The organism is Actinoplanes couchii (genome assembly GCF_016862075.1).
In the GTDB taxonomy this organism is placed as follows: Bacteria; Actinomycetota; Actinomycetes; order Mycobacteriales; family Micromonosporaceae; genus Actinoplanes; species Actinoplanes couchii.
Window position 1 is genome coordinate 38,045 of record NZ_BOMG01000024.1, and the last position, 19,970, is coordinate 58,014.

General features: G+C 71.7%; 21 protein-coding genes. 8 read left to right on the forward strand and 13 right to left on the reverse strand.

Features of this window, described 5'->3' with window-relative positions; translation table 11 throughout:
• Positions 1-39: 39 nt before the first annotated feature.
• Together Aco03nite_RS06050 and Aco03nite_RS06055 are read right to left on the reverse strand one after the other, a co-directional pair.
• The gene (locus Aco03nite_RS06050) at positions 40-1,800 is read right to left on the reverse strand and encodes an ABC transporter ATP-binding protein (RefSeq protein ID WP_203793760.1); all 1,761 of its coding nucleotides are present in this window, start codon (positions 1,798-1,800) and stop codon (positions 40-42) included.
• Entirely contained in the window at positions 1,797-3,536 is a 1,740-nt protein-coding gene (locus Aco03nite_RS06055) for an ABC transporter ATP-binding protein (RefSeq protein WP_373872580.1), read from the reverse strand. Before Aco03nite_RS06055 ends, Aco03nite_RS06050 begins: the two co-directional genes overlap by 4 nt.
• A 141-nt stretch (positions 3,537-3,677) precedes the next feature.
• On the opposite strand from Aco03nite_RS06055, the gene Aco03nite_RS06060 reads away from it, so the two are divergent.
• Both Aco03nite_RS06060 and Aco03nite_RS06065 read left to right on the forward strand, forming a co-directional pair.
• Positions 3,678-4,304 carry a TIGR03085 family metal-binding protein gene (locus Aco03nite_RS06060; protein ID WP_203793762.1) on the forward strand — a complete coding sequence of 209 codons (627 nt, stop codon included), beginning with the start codon at positions 3,678-3,680 and terminating at the stop codon, positions 4,302-4,304.
• Positions 4,305-4,381: 77 nt separating this feature from the next.
• Positions 4,382-5,677, forward strand: a complete 1,296-nt coding sequence (locus Aco03nite_RS06065; RefSeq protein ID WP_203793763.1) for an APC family permease — start codon at positions 4,382-4,384, stop codon at positions 5,675-5,677.
• Here Aco03nite_RS06065 and pdxR read toward each other — a convergent pair.
• Complete coding sequence (pdxR, locus tag Aco03nite_RS06070; RefSeq protein WP_203793876.1) at positions 5,569-6,960, reverse strand: MocR-like pyridoxine biosynthesis transcription factor PdxR; 1,392 nt, start codon at positions 6,958-6,960, stop codon at positions 5,569-5,571. The two genes, Aco03nite_RS06065 and pdxR, sit on opposite strands and share 109 nt — an antisense overlap.
• 169 nt (positions 6,961-7,129) lie before the next feature.
• On the opposite strand from pdxR, the gene Aco03nite_RS06075 reads away from it, so the two are divergent.
• The 3 genes from Aco03nite_RS06075 to Aco03nite_RS06085 all read left to right on the forward strand — a co-directional run bounded on the left by Aco03nite_RS06075 (position 7,130) and on the right by Aco03nite_RS06085 (position 9,756).
• Positions 7,130-8,953 (forward strand): AMP-dependent synthetase/ligase, encoded by a 1,824-nt coding sequence (locus Aco03nite_RS06075; protein WP_203793764.1) that lies wholly within the window; start codon positions 7,130-7,132, stop codon positions 8,951-8,953.
• Between the two features lie 222 nt (positions 8,954-9,175).
• Positions 9,176-9,316 carry a hypothetical protein gene (locus tag Aco03nite_RS06080; RefSeq protein ID WP_203793765.1) on the forward strand — a complete coding sequence of 47 codons (141 nt, stop codon included), beginning with the start codon at positions 9,176-9,178 and terminating at the stop codon, positions 9,314-9,316.
• Complete coding sequence (locus Aco03nite_RS06085) at positions 9,313-9,756, forward strand: pyridoxamine 5'-phosphate oxidase family protein (RefSeq protein ID WP_203793766.1); 444 nt, start codon at positions 9,313-9,315, stop codon at positions 9,754-9,756. Before Aco03nite_RS06080 ends, Aco03nite_RS06085 begins: the two co-directional genes overlap by 4 nt.
• Before the next feature lie 212 nt (positions 9,757-9,968).
• On the opposite strand, the gene yczR is transcribed toward Aco03nite_RS06085, so the two are convergent.
• On the reverse strand, positions 9,969-11,420 hold the full coding sequence (gene yczR / locus Aco03nite_RS06090) for a MocR-like transcription factor YczR (RefSeq protein WP_203793767.1): 1,452 nt from the start codon (positions 11,418-11,420) through the stop codon (positions 9,969-9,971).
• Between the two features lie 58 nt (positions 11,421-11,478).
• Here yczR and yczE point away from each other — a divergent pair, with 58 nt between their 5' ends.
• Both yczE and Aco03nite_RS06100 read left to right on the forward strand, forming a co-directional pair.
• Positions 11,479-12,102 (forward strand): membrane protein YczE, encoded by a 624-nt coding sequence (gene yczE / locus Aco03nite_RS06095; protein WP_203793768.1) that lies wholly within the window; start codon positions 11,479-11,481, stop codon positions 12,100-12,102.
• A 25-nt stretch (positions 12,103-12,127) separates the two neighbouring features.
• Positions 12,128-12,556 (forward strand): hypothetical protein, encoded by a 429-nt coding sequence (locus tag Aco03nite_RS06100; protein ID WP_203793769.1) that lies wholly within the window; start codon positions 12,128-12,130, stop codon positions 12,554-12,556.
• Between the two features lie 7 nt (positions 12,557-12,563).
• On the opposite strand, the gene hisF is transcribed toward Aco03nite_RS06100, so the two are convergent.
• Positions 12,564-13,325 (reverse strand): imidazole glycerol phosphate synthase subunit HisF, encoded by a 762-nt coding sequence (gene hisF, locus Aco03nite_RS06105; RefSeq protein WP_203793770.1) that lies wholly within the window; start codon positions 13,323-13,325, stop codon positions 12,564-12,566.
• Positions 13,322-14,197 carry an EamA family transporter gene (locus Aco03nite_RS06110; RefSeq protein ID WP_203793771.1) on the reverse strand — a complete coding sequence of 292 codons (876 nt, stop codon included), beginning with the start codon at positions 14,195-14,197 and terminating at the stop codon, positions 13,322-13,324. The genes hisF and Aco03nite_RS06110 overlap by 4 nt, the downstream gene beginning before the upstream one ends.
• 73 nt (positions 14,198-14,270) lie before the next feature.
• Between Aco03nite_RS06110 and Aco03nite_RS06115 the strand changes: the two genes are divergently transcribed.
• Positions 14,271-15,179: a LysR family transcriptional regulator gene (locus Aco03nite_RS06115; RefSeq protein WP_203793772.1), complete on the forward strand. Its 909-nt coding sequence runs from the start codon at positions 14,271-14,273 to the stop codon at positions 15,177-15,179.
• Here Aco03nite_RS06115 and priA read toward each other — a convergent pair.
• The 7 genes from priA to hisD are packed head-to-tail and all read right to left on the reverse strand — an operon-like array spanning position 15,145 to position 19,966.
• Entirely contained in the window at positions 15,145-15,864 is a 720-nt protein-coding gene (gene priA / locus Aco03nite_RS06120; protein ID WP_203793773.1) for a bifunctional 1-(5-phosphoribosyl)-5-((5-phosphoribosylamino)methylideneamino)imidazole-4-carboxamide isomerase/phosphoribosylanthranilate isomerase PriA, read from the reverse strand. The genes Aco03nite_RS06115 and priA overlap by 35 nt on opposite strands.
• 9 nt (positions 15,865-15,873) lie before the next feature.
• Positions 15,874-16,191: a hypothetical protein gene (locus Aco03nite_RS06125; protein ID WP_203793774.1), complete on the reverse strand. Its 318-nt coding sequence runs from the start codon at positions 16,189-16,191 to the stop codon at positions 15,874-15,876.
• Entirely contained in the window at positions 16,188-16,805 is a 618-nt protein-coding gene (gene hisH, locus Aco03nite_RS06130) for an imidazole glycerol phosphate synthase subunit HisH (RefSeq protein WP_203793775.1), read from the reverse strand. The genes Aco03nite_RS06125 and hisH overlap by 4 nt, the downstream gene beginning before the upstream one ends.
• Positions 16,805-16,966, reverse strand: a complete 162-nt coding sequence (locus Aco03nite_RS06135; RefSeq protein ID WP_203793776.1) for a CG2302 family histidine operon protein — start codon at positions 16,964-16,966, stop codon at positions 16,805-16,807. The genes hisH and Aco03nite_RS06135 overlap by 1 nt, the downstream gene beginning before the upstream one ends.
• On the reverse strand, positions 16,963-17,574 hold the full coding sequence (gene hisB, locus Aco03nite_RS06140; RefSeq protein WP_203793777.1) for an imidazoleglycerol-phosphate dehydratase HisB: 612 nt from the start codon (positions 17,572-17,574) through the stop codon (positions 16,963-16,965). Before hisB ends, Aco03nite_RS06135 begins: the two co-directional genes overlap by 4 nt.
• Entirely contained in the window at positions 17,571-18,644 is a 1,074-nt protein-coding gene (locus Aco03nite_RS06145; RefSeq protein ID WP_203793778.1) for a histidinol-phosphate transaminase, read from the reverse strand. The genes hisB and Aco03nite_RS06145 overlap by 4 nt, the downstream gene beginning before the upstream one ends.
• Positions 18,641-19,966 (reverse strand): histidinol dehydrogenase, encoded by a 1,326-nt coding sequence (hisD, locus tag Aco03nite_RS06150; protein WP_203793779.1) that lies wholly within the window; start codon positions 19,964-19,966, stop codon positions 18,641-18,643. The genes Aco03nite_RS06145 and hisD overlap by 4 nt, the downstream gene beginning before the upstream one ends.
• Between the last annotated feature and the right edge of the window lie 4 nt (positions 19,967-19,970).

The following is a 19,970-nucleotide window of genomic DNA, read 5'->3' on the forward strand; positions in this document are numbered from 1 at the left end:
TGCGAGCGACTTGCTTAACTCACCGGCGAACGTTGCCGGTCAGCGTGTTTGCTCCAACCAGCTGGCGTAGAGCTTGTGGTAGATCGAACCCTCCTCGGCGACGAGGAGGGCGTGCGGGCCGCGTTGAACGACGCGGCCCGCTTCTACGACCAACACCTCGTCCGCGGCCTCGGCCGTGGACAACCGGTGCGCGATGGCGACCGTGGTCCGGCCCCGGGTCACCAGGTCCAGGGCGTACTGCAGGCGCACCTCGGTGGCCGGGTCCACCGCGCTGGTGGCCTCGTCCAGCACGAGCAGGTCCGGGTCGGCGACGTAGGCCCGGACCAGCGCCACCAACTGCCGCTCCCCGACGCTGAGCGCCTCCCCGCGTTCGCCCACCGCGGTCTCCAGACCGGCGGGCAGCCCGTCCAGCCAGTCCTTCAGTCCCAGCTCGGTGAACGCGTCCCGCAGCTGGTCGTCGGTGAGGGACGGCTCGGCGAAGCGGATGTTCTCGGCGACCGTCGCGTCGAACAGGAACCCGTCCTGCGGCACCATCACCACCCGGGACCGCAGTGACGAGAACCGCACGTCGGTCAGCGGCGTCCCGGACAGCAGCACCCGTCCCTCGGCCGGGTCCATCAGCCGGGTGAGCAGCTTGGCGAACGTGGTCTTGCCGCTGCCGGTCTCGCCGACCACCGCGTACTTGCGGGTGGCGTCCAGGGTCAGGTCCACGTCGTCCAGCACGATCGGGCCGCCCGGGTAGCGGAACGACACGTGGTCGAAGCGCACCGACAGCGGCCCGGCCGGCAACTCCGCACCCCGGTCGTCGGGGTCGGCGACGTCCGGTTCCACGTCCAGCACGTCCAGGATGCGCCGCCAGCCGGCGACCGCGTTCTGGGCCTCGTTGAGCTGCTCGGTGGCGATCTGCACCGGCTGGATGAAGAGCGTCACCAGGAACAGGAACGCGGTCAGCCGGCCCACCGTCATGCCGCCGTCGACGCCGAGCAGGACACCCACCACGACCACCCCGGACAGCGCCAGCCCGGCCGCGATCTCGCCGCTGGAGAAGCTGGTCACGCTGGCCCGGATGGCCCGCTGCTGGGCGGTCCGCAGGTCCTCGACCGCGGTGTCCAGGCGGCGGCCGGTCCGGTCGGACACCCCGTAGGCACGGATCACGGTGGCGCCCACCACGCTCTCGGCGATGGCGCCGAGCATCAGCCCGCTGCGTTCCCGGACCGTGCGGTACACCACCGCCAGCCGCTTCTGGAACAGCCGGATCACCGCGATCGCCGGGGCGAAGGCGAGCAGCACCACCAGGGTGAGCTGCCACGAGTAGACCGACATCACCGCCAGCGAGACGATCAGCTGGCCCAGCGACAGCAGCAGCTGCACGCCGCCGGTCTGCAGGAACTGGGAGATCTGGTCCACGTCCCCGGTCACCCGGGAAACCATCGAGCCGCGCCGTTCGGACTGCTGGTGCAGCATCGACAGATCGTGGATGTGCCGGAAGGTCCGGGACCGCAGCCCGCTCAGCGCGTTCTCGCTGACGGTGAACAGCCGCCTGGTCATCAGGTAGCCGCAGAACGTGGAGATCACCAGCCCGAGCAGGGTGAGCGCGACGACACCGAGGACGATCCGCGGGTTCGGGCCACCGGGGCCGTTGATGCCGTGGTCGATGCCCTGCTGCACGGCGACCGGGACGGACACCCGCCCGGCCATCTGCAGGATCGCCAGCCCGAGCGTGCCGGTCAGGCCGGTGCGCAGTTCCGGCGAGAGCGACAGACCCCGTTTCAGGGTCGCCATTGTTCCGGCGTCGCTCATTTTCCTTCTTTCTCGTACGCGGTGACCAGGTCCAGATAGCCGGGCTGGGTCGCCATCAGCTCGGTGTGCGTCCCGGTCGCGACCACCCGGCCGCGGTGCAGGTAGACCACCTCGTCGGCGAGCGCGATACTGGCCCGCCGGTAGGCCACCACCAGCAGCGACGTGCCCGATTCCCGGAGCGCGCCGAGGATCGCCGCCTCCACCCGCGGGTCGACGGCGCTGGTGGCGTCGTCGAGCACCAGCAGCCGGGGCGTCCCGGCCAGCGCGCGGGCCAGGGTGAGCCGCTGCCGCTGCCCGCCGGAGAGCGACGTGCCCCGCTCCCCGACCGGGGTGTCGATGGTGCCGGGCAGCCCGGTCACGAACTTGGTGGCCTGGGCCAGCTCGATCGCCGACCACACCCGTGCGTCGTCGATGCCGGGCCGGTCCAGGGCGATGTTGCCGCGGACGGTGTCGTCGAAGACGAACGGCACCTGCGGGACCAGCGCGGTGGCGGCGGCCAGGGCGGACCCGGACAGGTCGGGCAGTTTCACCCCGTCGGCGGAGACCGTCCCGGTGTCCGGATCGACCAGCCGGACAGCCAGCGCGGCGATCGTGGACTTGCCCGAGCCGGTGGCGCCGACCAGGGCCACGGTGCGCCCGGCCGGGACGGTGAACGACACGTCGGTCAGCACCGGCGGGCCGTCGCCGTAGCGGTAGCCGACCCGGTCGAACCGCAGCTCGGCCGGGCCGTCGCCGGGCAGGTCGCCGGCGCCGTACGCCAGGTCGCCCTCGGCGGTCAGCACCGCCTGCACCCGGTCCCAGCCGGCCACGCTGCGCGGCAGTTCGCCGATCACCCAGCCGATCGCCCGCACCGGGAACGCCAGCACGGTGAACAGGAACGCGACGCTGACCACCTCGGTCACGGTGACCGCGCCGGTCTGCAGCCGCCAGGTGCCGAGCAGCAGCACCGCCAGGGTGCCGACGCTGGGCAGGCTCTCCATCAGCGGGTCGAAGACGCCACGCAGCCGCCCGACGGCGACCAGCGCGTCCCGCAGGTCGGCGACGTAGACCCCGAACCGGCGGGACTCGTCGGCCTCCCGGCCCATCGTCTTGACCACGAGCGCGCCGTCGAAGCTCTCGTGCGCGACCGCGGCCACCTTGGCCCGCATCTTCTGGGCGTGGATCTGCCGGGGCGACATCCGCCGGGAATAGAAGTAGTTGAGCGCGAAGAGGGCCGGGAACAGCGCCACCCCGACCAGGGCGAGGACCCAGTCGACGGCGAACAGCGAGCCCAGCGCCCCGATGATCATCACGATGGTGCCGACCGCGAACGGCAGCGGGGCGATCGGCGCCCACGCGGCTTCCACGTCGGAGCTGGCGTTGGAGAGCAACTCTCCGGTGGCGTTGCGCTGATGCCACTCGGGCGGCAGCGACAGATAGCGGCGGGTCACCGCCCGCCGGTAACGGGCCTGCATCCGGAACTGCATGTAGCCGGCGGCCAGGCGGCGGGCGAAGATGCTCGCCACCCGCAGGCCGCTGATGCCCAGCAGAACCGCGACGACCAGCGCGAGGCCGGCCGTGCTGACCCGGTCCTCGGTGAAGGCGGGCACCACCACCCGGCCGATCACGGCTCCCACGACGTACGAGTTCGCAACGATCAGGAGACCGAAGAGACTGCTTCCCAGCGCGCTGATCGTGAAGAGCCGCGGCTCCGTCCGGATCGCGTGGCCGAGCACCCGCAGTCCCCGTCCCAGCACTTCATTGCCGGTACTGCTGCTCACATTCCTACCTGACTGGTAAGCATTCGTCGGGTTTTCCGACCTTACCGACCCATCTTTCCCCAGAAGCATGGTCGTTTACATCGTGGCCACGATTACATCGAGGCCTACCATCGAGTCATGACCAACCACGCGCGCGCCGAACGGGACCTGCTCGCCGACCTGCTGGTTCGCGAGGGCTCGGACGCGCCGACCCTGTGCGAGGGCTGGACCACCCGTGACCTGGCCGCACACATCGTGGTCCGCGAGCGCCGGCCGGATTCGGCGGTCGGGATGCTGGTCAAGCCGCTGCAGGAGTACGGGGAGCGGATCCGGCTGGCCCGCGCGGCCCTGCCGTACAACGAATTGATCTCGCAGTTGCGGCAGCCGCCCGCCTGGAGCCCGATCAGCAACCCGCTCGTCGAACCGCTGGCGAACACGATGGAGTTCTTCATCCACCACGAGGACGTGCGCCGGGGCTCCGGCGACTGGCAGCCCCGGCTGCTGGACCGGGAGTTCGAGGCGGTGCTCTGGAGCAACGTCAAGCTGATCGCCCGGGCCTCGCTGCGCCGTCTCGGGATCACCGCCGCGATCGACCCGGCCGGGCTCCCGCCGGTCCGCAACGGCGCGGATCCGCAGGTCACGATCCGGGGCGACGCCGGCGAGCTGGCTCTGTTCTTCTTCGGGCGGCAGCGGGCCACCCGGGTCACGATCGAGGGCCCCGCCGACATCGAGGACCGGCTGCGGACGGCCCGGATGGGCATCTGACAAAAAGAAGGATCGGCCCATCCGATCGGGCCGGAATTGGCTCCACCGATGGTCCGATCCGGCTCTAGGTTCGTGGCATGACCGCACGCACCGACCTGTCCGTCTCCCAGGGCGCCGCGCTCTCCGTCGGCGCCGTCCTGGGCACCGGGCTGATCTCCCTGCCCGCGCTGGCCGCCGACGCCGCCGGGCCCGCCTCCCTGCTCGCCTGGCTCGCCCTGATCGTCCTGTCCGCGCCGCTGGCCTGGACGTTCGCCGCCCTCGGCGCGCGCTATCCGGACGGCGGCGGGGTCTCCACGTACGCGGGCATGGCCTTCGGTCCCAAGGTTTCCGCCGCGGTCGGCTGGACCTTCTACTTCGCGGTTCCGCTCGGCGCCCCGGTGGCGGCCGGATTCACCGGCGGGTACGTGTCCGACGTCCTCGGCGGTGGCCGGGGCACCGAGATGGCCACCTTCCTCGCGCTGGTCACCGTCGCGTACCTGATGAACTGGTTCGGTCTGCGGATCTCCGGCCGGGTGCAGGTCGGCCTGTCGGTGGCGCTCGCCACGATGCTGGTGCTGACCGTGATCGCCGCCCTGCCGCACGCCCGCTGGGACAACCTGACCCCGTTCGCCCCGCACGGCCTGGCCGGGGTGGGCGCCGCCGCGGCCCTGCTGGTCTGGGGTTTCGCCGGCTGGGAGGCGCTGTCCTCGCTGTCGGCCGAGTACCGCGATCCGCGGCGCGACGTGCCCCGGGCCACCCTGATCGCGGTTGCCGTCGTCGGCGTGCTCTACCTGGCCGTGGCCGCGGTCAGCGTGCTCGCTCTCGGCCCGGCGCTGGCCGGCAGCCGGGCCCCGCTCGCCGACCTGCTGGCGATCGGCCTGGGCGGGCCGGTCCGGCTGCTCACCGCGGTGATCGCGGTGGTGCTCACGCTGGGTGCGATGAACGCCTACTTCGCCGGGTCGAGCCGCCTCGGCGTGGCCCTGGCCCGGGACGGCGCGCTGCCGGCCCGGGTCTTCGGCGGGCAGCGCCGCTCACTCACCTTCATCTACCTCGCCGGTATCGGCTGCGCGCTGCTCCCGTTCGACCTGCACACCGCCGCCCTGCTGACGACCGGCTGCTTCACCCTGGTCTACGTGATCGGCACGGCCGCCGCGCTGCGCCTGCTGCCCGGCATCGGGGCCCGGCTGGTCGCCGGGACCGCGTTCACCGCGGTCGTCGGGCTGCTCTGGCTGAACGGCGCACCGGCCCTGCTCAGCCTGGTCATCGCCGGGGCCGCGCTGCTGTATCAGGCGATCAGGCGGGCCAGGACGGACAGGCCCTCCTCGATCCGGTCCGGGTCGACCGCGCCGAACCCGACGACCAGCCCGCCGGCCACCGACCGTTCCCCGGTGTAGTGCGTCAGGTCCTCCACGAACACCCCCTGCCGCCGGGCCGCGGCCGCCACCCGGGCGCTGCCCTCGAACAGCGCGGTCATGTGCAGGCCCGCGTTGCTCGGGAGCACCTCCAGTTCGGGAATCCGTTCCAGCGCGGCGGTGACCCGGGCGTGCCGATCCGCGTACGCCCGGCCCGCCTTGCGCACGTGCCGGGCGAACAGGCCGTCCTCGATGAACCGGGCCAGCGCCGCCTGCACCGCTGTCTGCCCGTGCACGTCGGAGAGCTGCCGGGCCGCCAGTACGGCCGGCCGCACCCCCGGCGGGACCAGCACGAACCCGAGCCGTAAGGCCGGCAGCATGGTTTTGGAGAAGGTGCCGACGTAGAGCACCCGGCCGGCCCGGTCCAGCGTGCACAGCGGCTCCAGCGGCCGCGCCGAGAACCGGAACTCGCTGTCGTAGTCGTCCTCGACGATCGCCACCGGCCGGGTGCCGGCCCAGGCCAGCAGCTCCTGACGGCGGGCCAGGCTCATCGTGCGGCCCAGCGGGAACTGGTGCGACGGCGTCACGTAGACCAGCCGGGCCCGGTCCGGGAGATCCGCCACCACCAGGCCCTCGGCGTCCACCGGCACCCCGGCCACCCGGACCCCCAGGGCGGTGAACAACCGGCGGGCCGGCGGGTAGCCGGGCTCCTCGACCGCCACCACGTCACCGGGCCGCAGCAGCACCCGGGCGATCAGGTCGAGGGCGTGCTGGGTGCCGTTGGTGACCACCACCTCGTCGGCGGTGGTCCGCACCGACCGGGCCACCCCCAGGTGCCGGGCGATCGCGGCGCGCAGCCCCGGATGACCGGCCGGGCCGGCGTACGTCCCCGGCCCGTTCGCCCCCAGCCGCAGCTCGGCCCCGACCAGCCGCCGCCACGTGTCGAACGGGAAGAGCCGGGCGTCCGGGATGCCGGTGCGGAAGTCGTAGCGGGGCGCCGGCACCTCGCCGCTCATCGACGCCGGGGTGAGCGCCCAGCCGGCCCGCGGGCGCAGCGGGTCGGCGGCCGGCCGGCGGGCCCGGGGCACGGTCCCGCTGCCGGACACGAACGTCCCGGCGCCCACCCGCGCGGTCAGGAAGCCCTCGGCGATCAGCCGCTCGTACGCCCCGGCCACACTCCCGCGGGAGATCCCCAGGTCACCGGCGAGCACCCGGGTGGCCGGCAGCCGGAACCCGGGCGGCACCCGCCCGTCCACGATGGCCGCGCGCAGGGCCCGGTAGACGGCCGCGGTCCGCTCCCCGGACGGGTCGATGATCAGATCCACATCGCTCAACGTAATTCCCCGGCGACGCGGATCGGGGGTGGGGCCGGGAACGAACTACGATTAGGGAGATCAGGTTGGTCCGACACCCTAGCCCCGATGCCGCACGACCATTACTGTGCGGTAACCCTTTAGTTACGTACCCCCGTTGATGTTTAAGGCGGCGCCCGATATGGCTCTCCCAGTCCCTTACCGGTCGATCCCCGACATATTCTTCCAGCGCGTGGCCAAAACCCCGGACGCGCGGGCGTTCGCCGGGCCGAACTCGACCGACACGGGTGCCGACTGGCTGACCTGGCGTCAGGTCGGCGAGCGGGTGAAGGCGATCGGCGCCGGTCTGCGGGAGCTGGGGGTCGGCCTGGAGGACCGGGTCGCGATCCTGTCCAACACGCGGCTCGAGTGGATCCTCGCCGACCTGGGCATCAACGTCGCCGGCGCGGCCGCGACCACGGTCTACCCGACCACCGAGCCGGAGGACACCGCGTTCATCGTGTCCGACTCCGGGTCGAAGATCCTGATCGCGGAGAACGCGAAGCAGGCCCTCAAGCTGTCCGGCGCGCAGACCGCCGTCACCAAGGTCGTGCTGATCGACGGGCCCGCCGACGCCGGCGCCACCCCGCCTCAGATCACCCTCGCCGACCTGGAGAAACTCGGCAGTGACGCGCTGAGCCGCGACCCCGGCCTGATCGACGCGGTCACCGAGCAGCTCGGCCCGGACAACGTGGCCACCCTGATCTACACCTCCGGCACCACCGGCCGCCCCAAGGGTGTCGAGCTGCTGCACAAGGGCTGGACCTGGGAGGGTGTGGCGCAGGAGAGCCTGGGCCTGTTCTCCCCGGAGGACCTGCACTACCTGTGGCTGCCGATGTCGCACGCGTTCGGCAAGACGCTGCTCTGCGGCATCCTGCACGTGGGCGTGCCGACCTATGTCGACGGCCGTGTCGACCGGCTGATCGACCTGCTCGCGGTGATCAAGCCGACGCTGATGTGCGCCCCGCCGCGGATCTACGAGAAGGTCTACAACAAGACCGTCACCAACGGTCTCGGCGGCACCGGCCTGAAGCCGAAGATCTTCAGCTGGGCGGTCGCCACCGGCAAGAAGCGGGTCGCCCTGATGCAGGCCGGCCGGCCGGTCCCCGGGCTGCTGGCGTTCCAGTACTCGATCGCCGAGAAACTGGTCTTCAGCAAGCTCCAGCAGAAGCTCGGCGGCAACATCAACGTGCTGGTCAGCGGCTCGGCCGCGCTCAGCAAGGACATCTCGGAGTTCTTCGCGGCGGCCAACCTGCCGATCCTGGAGGGCTACGGCCTGACCGAGTCGTGCGCCGCCAACTTCGTCAACCGCCGCGGCAAGCTGAAGATCGGCTCGGTCGGTCAGCCGCTCGGTGACCTGGAGGTCCGCATCGACGCCGACGGCGAGGTGCTGCTGCGCGGCGCCCCCGTCATGCGCGGCTACCACAACCTGCCGGAGGCCACCGCCGAGGCGTTCACCGAGGACGGCTTCCTGCGCACCGGTGACATCGGCGAGGTCGACGCCGACGGCTACCTGAAGATCACCGACCGGAAGAAGGACCTGGTCAAGACGTCCGGTGGCAAGTTCGTCGCCCCGTCGGCGATCGAGGGCGCGTTCAAGGCGGTCTGCCCGTACACCTCGCAGGCGGTGGTGATCGGCCAGAACCGCAACTTCGTCACCATGCTGATCGCCCTCGACGAGGAGGCCATCGTGGGCTGGGCCGCCGGCGGCCCGCTGGCCGGCAAGTCCTACGCCGAGATCATCGCCGCCCCGGAGACGAACGCGCTGGTCGAGGGCTACATCGCCGAGCTGAACGCCAAGCTGAACCGCTGGGAGACGGTCAAGAAGTTCGCCCTCCTCCCGCGCGACCTGACCATCGAGGACGGCGAGATCACCCCGTCCATGAAGATCAAGCGCCGCAGCGTGGAGACCAACTTCGCCGGCCACATCGACAAGATGTACGAGGGCAGCCTCGCCCAGATCTGACCCGCACTCCCCCGAGGCCGGCCGACCGCTCCAGGTCCGCCGGCCTCACCCTTTCCCCCGCGCGGCGACGCGATACTCCCGGTCCGGCCGCGCCTGGCGGGAACGTTCCCCGGCAAACCCCTCATCTGTTACGAGTAGGAAGTCCCGCACCAGTCGTCACCTCCCCTGGCGGCCCCGCGAGGCGGGCGGCCCGTCCCGGTCGCCCCGCGACCGCCGGGCCGGATGCGGCCCCGCACCGGCAGCCTGGTCACCGTCTCCGGCCACAGCGCTGCCGCCCGGGATCCGCGGGCCCGCACCGGCAGCCCGCTCACCGCCTTCGGCAGCGGGGCTGCCGCCCGGAACACGCATAGGGTGGACGGATGATCGAAGAGCCTCGTTCCGCGGTCCAGCGCAAGGCCGACACCCTCGCCCTGCTGTCGTCGCCGGTGCTGGACGGCTGGGTGGCCACCGACGGGCCGAACCTGGTTCCGCTGACCCTGGCCTGGTTCCGGGAACGGCTGATCGCGGCCACCGACGGCGCCAACCCCACCGCGAAGACCCTGATCGCCACCGGCCGCGCCCGGATCGGCCTGGGCCACACCCGCGACGTGGTCCTGGTAGACGCCGAACTGGAGCGTTGGCTCCCGGTCACCGAGGCCCCGGAGATCAACGACGCCTACACCACCCAGAACGACTGGGATCCCGGGAAGGCCGGCCCGTCCTACGTCTTCCTGGTGCTCCGCCCGACCCGCATCCAGGCGTGGCGGGAGGCCGACGAGATCCCGGCCCGAACCCTGATGCGCGACGGTGCCTGGCTGATCTGACCGTCAGGGACCGCTTCCGGCCCGGCGGTCGCGGGGAGACCGGAACGGGCCGCCCGCCTCGCGTGGCCGCCACTGGAGGTGACGACTGGTGCGGGACTTCCTACTCGTAACAAACACCGGGTTTGAAAAAGTCGCCAGGCCGGCGGCGCGGGACGGACCGGGCGCCGGGAGATCGCCGCGTGGGAGGTGCGGGCGGCGGCGCGACAGTCGGGTCAGGCGATGACCGCGGGGGTTCGCCAGGTGGGGCGGGGGGTGTGGTCGAGGTCGTGGCGGACCGAGGCGATGCGGCGGATGGCCTCGGTCAGGTCGTCGGCGGGGAGGGTGAACGGCAGGCGCAGGAAGCGTTCCAGCGTGCCGTCCAGGCCGAAGCGGGGGCCGGGGGCCAGGCGGACGCCGACGTCCTCGGCGGCGCGGGACAGGGCGCTGGAGATCGGGCCGTCCAGCTCGGCCCAGATGGTGACGCCGCCGCCGGGAACCACGAAACGCCACTCGGGCAGCTGGGAGCGCAGCTCGTCGACCAGGGCGTCGCGGCGGAAGCGGAGCTGGTTGCGGCGGGCGGCGACGATCTCGGTGGACTGGCGGAGCAGGTGGACGGCGACCAGCTGTTCCAGCACGGGGCTGGACATGTCGACGCCGACCCGGATCGCGGCCAGGCGCTGGACCAGCGGGGCGGAGCCGCGGACCCAGCCGATGCGCAGGCCACCCCAGTACGGCTTGCTCATCCCGCCGATCGAGGTGACCCGGGAGTGCCTGTCGAAGACGGCCACCGGCGGCGGCATCGCCGGGGTGTCCAGCGGCAGGTCCACGAAGGACTCGTCGACGATCAGCTCGGTGCCGGTGGAATGCGCGGTGGCGACGAGACGCTCGCGCAGCTCGGCGGACATCAGGTGGCCGGTCGGGTTGTGGAACTCCGGGATGACGTACGCGATCCGCGGCCGGGTCTGGCGCAGCGCCCCGAGGAGCAGGTCGGCGTCCCAGCCGGTCTCGATGTCGACACCGCTGGTGCTGATCCGGGCGCGCCGGGCGGCCAGGGCGGCCAGCGCGTTGGGGTAGGTCGGCGTCTCCACCAGGACCGGCGCGCCGACCGGGACGGACAGCCGGAGCACCAGGTCGAGGGCCTGCTGGGTGCCGGCGGTGATCAGGATCTGTTCGGCGGAGGTGGGCACGCCCCGTGCGGTGTACCCCTCGGCGACGGCGGCCCGCAGCTCGGGCAGACCGGTCGGGTGGTACCCGGCGGTGCCCAGGTAGCGGGGCAGGTCGTCGGCGGCGGCACGGGCGGCGGGCACCAGCTCGACCGGGGCCGCGGACGCCGCCACCCCGAGGTCGAACTCCAGGTCGTCGTCGGCGGTCCACAGGCCGGACGTGCCGACCTTGTGACCGTGCGGCAGGGTGGTCCAGCTGCCGGCGCCGCGACGGCTGGTCAGGTGGCCGGTCTCGCGCAGCGCCCGGTACGCCGCGGAGATGGTGGTGCGGCTGATGGTGAGGGCCTCGGCGAGCTCGCGCTCGGCGGGCAGGCGCACGCCGAGGGCGAGCCGGCCGTCGGTCAGCAGTCCACGGACGGCGGTGGCGAGGGCGGCGTAATCGGGACTGCGGCGGCGGCCGGGCAGCGCATGCCAGCGGCCGAGCAGTCGAGCCAATTGGTCCCCGCGAACCGATGTCGTCATGGCCACCTCCCAAGGATTGGCACTTTAACATCCGCGGATTGGCATCGAGAGTGGCAACATGAACATGTTCCGTCGTGTGGTCCAACTGTTCGTGGGGCTCGTCCTCTACGGCGTGAGCATGGCCCTGATGATCGAGTCCGGCCTCGGGCTCAACCCGTGGGACGTCTTCCACCAGGGTGTTTCCGAGGTGACCGGGATCAGCTTCGGCGTCGTCGTGCTGCTGACCGGCATCCCGGTGCTGCTGCTGTGGATTCCGCTGCGGCAGAAGCCGGGTGTCGGGACGGTGGCCAATCTGGTCGTCGTCGGGTTCGCCGCCGATGCCGCCCTGCGCCTGCTGCCGCCCGGCGAGTCACTCCCGGCCCGGATCGGTCTGCTCGCCGGCGGCATCCTGCTCAACGGTTTCGCCACCGGGCTCTACATCGGCAGCCGGATGGGACCGGGCCCGCGCGACGGGCTGATGACCGGAATCGTCGGCCGGTTCCCGCGGCTGTCGATCCGGGTCGTCCGCACCGGCATCGAGCTGTTCGTGCTGGGTGTGGGCTGGATGCTGGGCGGCACGTTCGGGGTGGGGACCATCGTGTACGCGGTGGCGATCGGCCCGCTGGTCCATCTGTTCCTGCCGCGGCTGACCGTTCCCGCCCCGGCCCGCAGTGATCTTCCGGACACATTCGCTTCCCGGTGACGGCAACGCACGGCATCATTGCCCCATGGGGGCCGGTGGCTGGAACTGGAACGACGCTTGGATCTTCGTCTCCGCGGTCATCGCCGAGCGGCTGGAGCGGGACCGGGCGCTGCACGCCGCGCTGCCGGTGACCGGGGCGACCCTGGCCGACGTCATCGCGGCAGCCGATTTCCTGCACCACAGCGTGCCCGCCCGCGAGGATCTCGAGGAGTCGGTGCGCCGCCTGGCCGGCGCCGGCCTGATCATCGTGGACGACGATCTGATCCAGGTGGCCCCGCCCGGCGAGCAGCTGTGGCGGACCCGCCCGTTCAGCGGCCTGTCGTCCGCGGTGATGACCCTGCAGTCCCAGCTCAACCGCTCGGCCGAGCCGGGCCACAGCGACTGGGACCTGGACGAGCAGGCGTACAACTCAGCGGTCCGGGAGTACAGCCTGCGGCTCGCCGACGGGCGCTAGACCCGCTCTAGCGGACCGGGTTGCCGGCCGTGCGCAGGCTGTCCTTGACCTCGCCGATGGTCAGGTCACCGAAGTGGAAGACGCTCGCGGCCAGCACCGCGTCGGCGCCCGCCTCGACGGCCGGCGGGAAGTGCCCGACCTCGCCGGCGCCGCCGCTGGCGATCACCGGGATGTCGACGACGGCCCGGACCGCGCGGATCAGCTCCAGATCGAAACCGGCCTTGGTGCCGTCGGCGTCCATCGAGTTCAGCAGGATCTCGCCGGCGCCCAGCTCGGCCACCCGGGCCGCCCACTCGATCGCGTCGAGACCGGCGCTGCGGCGGCCGCCGTGCGTGGTGACCTCCCAGCCGCTGGGCTGCTCGGCGGAGCGCCGCACATCCAGCGACAGCACCAGCACCTGGTTGCCGAACCGCTCGGCGATCTCACTGATCAGTTCCGGTCGGGCGATGGCTGCGGTGTTGACCCCGACCTTGTCCGCGCCGGCCCTCAGCAGCACGTCCACGTTCTCCGGGGAGCGGACGCCGCCGCCGACGGTGAGCGGGATGAAGACCGACTCGGCGGTACGCCGCACCACGTCCAGCATCGTGCCGCGGTCGTCGGAGGAGGCGGTCACGTCGAGGAACGTCAGCTCGTCGGCGCCGGCCGCGTCGTAGGCGGCGGCCAGCTCGACCGGGTCGCCCGCGTCCCGCAGGTCGACGAAGTTGACACCTTTCACCACCCGTCCGGCGTCCACGTCCAGGCAGGGAATCACACGTACCGCGACCGTCATGCCCCAACCCTAACCAGCCTGGGCTGCCGGACTCTGATCAGTCCCAGAAGCACGCCCCCGACGACCAGGGCGCCACCGATCACGTCGACGGTGTGGATCGGCTCGCCCAGGAACAGCGCGGCGGACGCCATCCCGAAGAACGGCACCAGCATGGAGAACGGCGCGACCGTGGCCGTGCCGTACCGGCGGATCAGAAAGCCCCATCCGGCGAAGCCGGCCAGGGTCGAGATCAGTGCGATGTAGAGCAGCGCCAGAACCGCCTCGGTGTCGACGGCCCGCAGCGCGGCGAGATCGGCGGACGGCCCGTCGACGATCAGGGTGAGCAGCAGCAGCGGCCCGGTGGCGAGCGCGCTGACCCAGACCATGAACCGCAGCGAGTCCGGCGGCGACGCCCGGCGGGTGGCCACGTTGCTCACGCCCCAGCAGACGGCCGCGCCGATGACCAGCAGGAAGGCGGTCAGGTTCGCGGTCATCCGGGTCGCCACCAGGGCGACACCGCCGAGGGCGACGACCAGGCCGATGATCTGTACGGGCCGGGGCCGCTCCCGCAGGAACAGCACCGCGAAGCACATCGTGAAGATCGCCTGGCTCTGCAGGACCAGCGAGCTGAGCCCGGCCGGCATCCCGGCGTGCATGCCGATGAAGAGCAGGCTGAACTTGGCCACCCCGAGCACCAGGGCGACGGTGATCAGCCATTTCCACGCCACCCGGGGGCGGCCGACGAAGAGCAGTGCCGGGAACGCGGCCAGGGCGAACCGCAGCGTCGAGAACAGCAGTGGCGGGAAGTGCTGCAGCCCGGCGTGGATGGCCACGAAGTTGACTCCCCAGGCGGCTGCCACGGCGACGGCGATGACGAGGTCACGCGGTTTCATGAGGGTCAGCGTCACCCGGGTGGACAGTTAAGCACCAGCGAATTCACCTACACCCACGATGTAGCATGGCTACATGATCGACGTGGGCCGGTTGCGCGCCCTGCACGCGGTGTCCAGTTACGGCACCGTCCTGGCCGCCGCCCAGGCCCTGCACTGCACACCGTCGGCCGTCTCCCAGCAGATCGGCAAGCTGGAGCGGGAGACCGGCTCGGTGCTGGTCGAGAAGGACGGGCGCCGGCTGCGGCTGACCGAGGCCGGGCGGGTCCTCGCCGGGCACGCCGAGCGGGTGCTGAGCAGCCTCGACGAGGCGGAGACCGCGCTCGCGGCCCATCGTGACACGGTCACCGGGCGGCTCACCATGACCGCGTTCGCCACCGCGTGCCGGGCGCTGATGCCACACGCGCTGCGCCGTCTCGCCACCGATCATCCGCAGCTGACCACCGGGCTGATCGAGGTGAACCCGCACGAGGCCCTGGAGCTGCTGCGACGAGGGCACGTGGATCTGGCGGTGCTGGACGACTGGCCGGAGGTCGCCCTGAAATATCCGGATTTTGTGGTGAGAACCCAGATCGGCGAGGATCACGCTGACCTCGTGGTCCCCCATGATCATCGTCTCGGCGGCGATGCCACCCTGGAGGACGCGCGTCACGAGCGGTGGATCGGCGTTCGCGCCGGCGACGTCTGCTACGAGTACCTGATCAGGAGCCTGCCCGGAGTCGTGCCGGACTTTCAGGTCGGCGAGTTCGAAACTCAGCTCACGTTGATCGCGGCAGGGCTGGGAGTGGGGTTGATCCCGCGACTAGCGCGCGGTGATTTGCCGGAAAAAACACGACTTGTCCGGATTCATCCGACGCCTACTCGTCGGGTGGTCCTCGCCTGGCGCGACTCCTCGACGGCCCGGCCCGCAATCCGGGCCGCCGAGCAGGCGCTACGTGAGGCCTGGCAGATCAACCGAGAACGGCAAGCGCTTCTCGTACGGTGAACGCACCGGCGTAGAGAGCCTTACCGGCGATCACGCCCTCCACCCCGATCGGCTCCAGGGTGGCCAGCGCCCGCAGGTCGTCCAGCGTGGAGACACCGCCGCTGGCGATCACCGGCTTGTCGGTGGCCGCGCACACCTCGCGCAGCAGCTCCAGGTTCGGGCCCCGCATGGTGCCGTCCTTGGTGATGTCGGTGACGACGTACCGGGACGCGCCGGCCTTGTCCAGCCGGGCCAGCACCTCGTACAGGTCGCCGCCGTCCCGGGTCCAGCCGCGCGCCGACAGGGTGCGGCCGCGCACGTCGAGGCCGATGGCGACGCGGTCGCCGTACTCACCGCAGATCCGGTCGCACCACTCCGGGTCCTCCAACGCGGCGGTGCCGATGTTGACCCGCTGGGCGCCGGTGGCCAGGGCCCGGGTCAGCGACTCGTCGTCCCGGATGCCGCCGGACAGCTCCACCTTCACGTCCAGGCGGCGGACCACCTCGGCGAGCAGTTCGGCGTTGGAGCCCTTGCCGAACGCGGCGTCCAGGTCGACCAGGTGGATCCACTCGGCGCCGTCGTTCTGCCAGGCCAGCGCGGCGTCCAGCGGGTCGCCGTAGGCGGTCTCCGAGCCGGCGGCCCCCTGGACCAGGCGCACGGCCTGGCCGTTCGCGACGTCGACGGCGGGCAGCAGTTGCAGGGTCACGTATCTCTCCTAGGAGCGTCGGCCGAGCACCACGACGACGAGGGCCGGCACGGCGAGGACGATGATGGCGGTCAGGATGATGCGGAGCGCGAGTTCCGGGATCAGCGTCCAGACCGCGACGATGGCGATCACGGTGACGGCCACGATGCCGATCCGCTGCCGCAGACTGCGGTGGTAGATCCGGCCGTCCCGCCCGAGACGCGGTTTCAGGCTTCGCCGGACCGTCCGGAAACGATCGTGCCGGGCCGCTCTCCGGGCCCGGACGGCCTTCTCCTTCTCCAGGACGACGAGCCGCTCGGCCCGCCGCTTGGCACGCTCTTTGCTCATCGGAGGGTGGCGACCCAGTTGCTGAGCAGGGTGAAGCCGGAGTCCGCGGACTTCTCCGGGTGGAACTGGGCGGCGCTCAGGGCGCCCGCCTCCACCACGGCGACAAACGGCTCGTCGTGGCTGGCGGTGGTCACCAGGGCGTCACCCAGCAGATCGAGATCCTGCGCGGCGTACGAGTGGACGAAGTAGAACCGGGCATCCGCCTCCAGCCCGGCGAGCAGCGCCGACCCGGTGGGCACGGCCACCGTGTTCCACCCCATGTGCGGGATCCGTTTCGCGGCCAGCCGGGTGACCGAGCCGGGCAGCAGCCCCAGCCCCTTGGTCTCCACGCCGTGCTCCACCCCGGACTCGAACAGGATCTGCATGCCGACACAGATGCCGAGCACCGGCTTGCCGGCGGCGACCCGGGCCGCGATGACCGGCCCCGCGTTCAGCGCTTCGATCCCGGCCATGCACGCGGCATAGGCGCCGACCCCGGGGACGACCAGCCCGTCCGCCTCGGCGGCCAGGTCCAGATTGCTGGTGACGGTGACGTCCGCACCGGTCCGGGCCACGGCCCGTTCCGCGGACCGCAGGTTCCCCGAGCCGTAGTCGAGGATGACCACGTTCGTCATCACGCCTCCCCGGACGGCCACCAGGCGAACCCGCCCGCGGTGGCCAGCAGCGCGAGCACCGCGGTGATCCCGATGCTGAACTTCGTCGCGTCCGACTTGACCAGTTGGATCACGCCGCCGATCAGGATCCCGGCCAGCGCGAACAGCACCACGGAGATCACAGGACCCCCTTGGTGGACGGCATCGCGCCGGCGTTGCGCGGGTCGATCTCGACGGCCTCGCGCAGCGCCCGGGAGAACGCCTTGAACTGGGCCTCCACCACGTGGTGCGCGTCCGGGTGACCGCCCGGGCGGCAGGCGCGCAGCACGTCCACGTGCAGGGTCACCTTGGCCGCGTGCCCGAACGCCTCGAAGATGTGCCGGGTCATGCTCGTCGCGTAGACCGGGCCGATGTACGGCACCAGCAGCGGCTCGTCGTGCACCACGTAGGCCCGGCCGGACAGGTCGACGGCCGCCCGGACCAGCACCTCGTCCATCGGGATGGTGGCCGACCCGTACCGCCGGATGCCCCGCTTGTCGCCGAGCGCCTGGGCGAACGCCTCGCCGATCGCGATCGCGGTGTCCTCGATGGTGTGGTGCGAGTCGATCTCCAGATCGCCCTCGGTGCGCACGGTCAGGTCGAAACCGCCGTGCTTGGCGAGCTGGTTGAGCATGTGGTCGTAGAAGCCGACCCCGGTGTGCAGGTCGCCCTTGCCGGTGCCGTCGAGGTCGATCTCGACGAGCACCTTGGTCTCGTTGGTGACACGGTCGATGCGGCCTACACGGCTCACAGGATCTCCTCGGCGGCGGTCAGGAAAGCGGTGGTCTCGGTCTCGGTGCCGGCGGTCACACGCAGCCAGCCGGCCAGGCCGACGTCGCGGATCAGCACTCCCCTGTCGAGGAAGGCCTGCCAGACGGCTTTCTGGTCGTCGGCGGTGCGGAACAGGACGAAGTTCGCGTCACTGTCCGCGACCTGGACGCCCCGGCCCCGGAACGTGTCGACGATCCGGTCCCGCTGCACCTTGATCTGCTCGACGGTGGCCAGCAGGGCGGCGCTCTGCGCGACGGCGGCCCGGGCGGCGGCCTGGGTCAGGGCGCTCAGGTGGTAGGGCAGCCGCACCAGCTGAACGGCGTCCACCACGGCCGGATCGGCCGCGAAGTATCCGAGGCGCCCACCGGCGAAGCCGAACGCCTTGCTCATCGTCCGGGTCACCACCAGGCGCGGGTGCCCCGGCAGCAGCGAGATGGCGCTGCGGGTGCCGGACCGGGCGTACTCGAAGTAGGCCTCGTCGACGATCACCATGCCACGCGCCGCCCCGAGCACCGCGTCGATCACCGCGGGGTCCAGGGCGGTGCCGGTCGGGTTGTTCGGCGAGCAGAGGAACACCAGGTCCGGGTCGTGCCGGTGGATCTCGGCGACCGCGGCGTCGGCCCGCAGACCGAAGTCCGGGTCACGCAGCGAACCGATCCAGCGGGTGCCGGTACCGGCCGCGAGCAGCGGGTGCATCGAGTAGGACGGGCCGAACCCGAGCGCGGTGCGCCCCGGCCCGCCGAACGCCTGGAGCAGCTGCTGCTGCACCTCGTTGGAGCCGTTGGCGGCCCAGACGGACGCGAACCCGAGCCCGTGGCCCAGGTAGGCGGCCAGGTCGGTGCGCAACGCCACCGCGTCCCGGTCCGGATAGCGGTTCAGGTCGGACAGCTCGGCGTCGAGGCGCTTGCGCATCTCCTCGATCACCGGCTGCGGCACCGCGAAGGCGTGCTCGTTGGTGTTCAGCCGGACCGCGACGTCGAGTTGCGGAGCCCCGTACGGCGTCTGGCCCCGCAGGTCGTCACGGATGGGCAGGTCGTCGATGGTGGTCATGCGAACCGGGCCTTCACTGCGTCACCGTGTGCGGGCAGGTCTTCGGCGTTGGCGAGGGCCACCACGTGACCCGCGACGTCGCGCAGGGCGTCCTCGGTGTACTCCACCACGTGGATGCCCCGCAGGAACGACTGCACCGACAGGCCGGACGAGTGCCGGGCACAGCCGGCGGTCGGCAGCACGTGGTTGGACCCGGCCGCGTAGTCGCCGAGCGACACCGGGGCGAACGCCCCGACGAAGATCGCACCGGCGTTGCGGACCCGCATGGCCCACTCCCGCGCGTCCCGGGTCTGGATCTCCAGGTGCTCGGCCGCGTACTCGTCGACCACGCGGAGGCCCTGCTCCAGATCGTCGACCAGCACGATGCCGGACTGCTCGCCGGTCAATGACGTACGTACTCGCTCGGTGTGTCTGGTGGTGTCGACCTGTTTCGCCAGCTCGACCTCGACCGCGTCGGCCAACTCCAGCGACGGCGTGACCAGGACCGAAGCGGCCAGCGGGTCGTGCTCGGCCTGGCTGATCAGGTCGGCGGCGACGTGCCGCGGGTCGGCGGTGTCGTCGGCCAGGATGGCGATCTCGGTCGGGCCGGCCTCGGCGTCGATCCCGACCCGGCCCTGCAGCAGCCGCTTGGCCGCGGTCACCCAGATGTTGCCGGGACCGGTGATCACGTCGACCGGCTCGCACCTGTCGCTCTCGTCCGCACCGTCCGAGCCGTAGCCCAGCATCGCGATCGCCTGCGCGCCACCGACGGCGTAGACCTCGGTCACCCCGAGCAGCGCGCACGCGGCGAGCACCCGGGAGTCCGGCAGGCCGTTGTTGGACGCCTGCGGCGGCGACGTGACGACCAGGGCCTCGACACCGGCCTCCTGCGCGGGCACCACGTTCATCACCACGGTCGACGGGTAGACGGCCAGGCCGCCCGGCACGTAGAGCCCGACCCGGCGGACCGGCACCCAGCGCTCGGTGACCGTGCCACCGGCCACCACCTGCGTGGTCACGTCGGTGCGGCGCTGGTCGGCGTGCACCTTGCGGGCCCGCTTGATCACCTCGAGGAGGGCGGCGCGGACCTCCGGCTCGAGGGTCGCCTCGGCCGCGGCGATCGCCTCGGCCGGCACCCGCAGGCGCTCCAGGGCGACACCGTCGAACTTCTCGGTCGCCTCCCGGATCGCGCTGAAGCCATGCTCATGGACCGCCTCGACGAGCGGGCGAATCCTCTCGACGGCCACGGAGACGTCGAGCTGGGCACGGGGCAGCAGACCACGCGGGTCACGGCGGGAGCTGTGCCCGTCCGTGGAGCTGCGAAGGTCGATCCGGTTCAGCACCCGC

What these genes read in the sequence shown, in the direction of transcription:
- Aco03nite_RS06050 (WP_203793760.1), bottom strand. Translation starts at nt 1,800, where the DNA reads ATGAGCGACGCCGGAACAATGGCGACCCTGAAACGGGGTCTGTCGCTC.
- Aco03nite_RS06060 (WP_203793762.1), top strand. Translation starts at nt 3,678, where the DNA reads ATGACCAACCACGCGCGCGCCGAACGGGACCTGCTCGCCGACCTGCTG.
- Aco03nite_RS06065 (WP_203793763.1), top strand. Translation starts at nt 4,382, where the DNA reads ATGACCGCACGCACCGACCTGTCCGTCTCCCAGGGCGCCGCGCTCTCC.
- Aco03nite_RS06075 (WP_203793764.1), top strand. Translation starts at nt 7,130, where the DNA reads ATGGCTCTCCCAGTCCCTTACCGGTCGATCCCCGACATATTCTTCCAG.
- Aco03nite_RS06080 (WP_203793765.1), top strand. Translation starts at nt 9,176, where the DNA reads ATGCGGCCCCGCACCGGCAGCCTGGTCACCGTCTCCGGCCACAGCGCT.
- Aco03nite_RS06085 (WP_203793766.1), top strand. Translation starts at nt 9,313, where the DNA reads ATGATCGAAGAGCCTCGTTCCGCGGTCCAGCGCAAGGCCGACACCCTC.
- yczR (WP_203793767.1), bottom strand. Translation starts at nt 11,420, where the DNA reads ATGACGACATCGGTTCGCGGGGACCAATTGGCTCGACTGCTCGGCCGC.
- yczE (WP_203793768.1), top strand. Translation starts at nt 11,479, where the DNA reads ATGAACATGTTCCGTCGTGTGGTCCAACTGTTCGTGGGGCTCGTCCTC.
- Aco03nite_RS06100 (WP_203793769.1), top strand. Translation starts at nt 12,128, where the DNA reads ATGGGGGCCGGTGGCTGGAACTGGAACGACGCTTGGATCTTCGTCTCC.
- hisF (WP_203793770.1), bottom strand. Translation starts at nt 13,325, where the DNA reads ATGACGGTCGCGGTACGTGTGATTCCCTGCCTGGACGTGGACGCCGGA.
- Aco03nite_RS06110 (WP_203793771.1), bottom strand. Translation starts at nt 14,197, where the DNA reads ATGAAACCGCGTGACCTCGTCATCGCCGTCGCCGTGGCAGCCGCCTGG.
- Aco03nite_RS06115 (WP_203793772.1), top strand. Translation starts at nt 14,271, where the DNA reads ATGATCGACGTGGGCCGGTTGCGCGCCCTGCACGCGGTGTCCAGTTAC.
- Aco03nite_RS06125 (WP_203793774.1), bottom strand. Translation starts at nt 16,191, where the DNA reads ATGAGCAAAGAGCGTGCCAAGCGGCGGGCCGAGCGGCTCGTCGTCCTG.
- hisH (WP_203793775.1), bottom strand. Translation starts at nt 16,805, where the DNA reads ATGACGAACGTGGTCATCCTCGACTACGGCTCGGGGAACCTGCGGTCC.
- Aco03nite_RS06145 (WP_203793778.1), bottom strand. Translation starts at nt 18,644, where the DNA reads ATGACCACCATCGACGACCTGCCCATCCGTGACGACCTGCGGGGCCAG.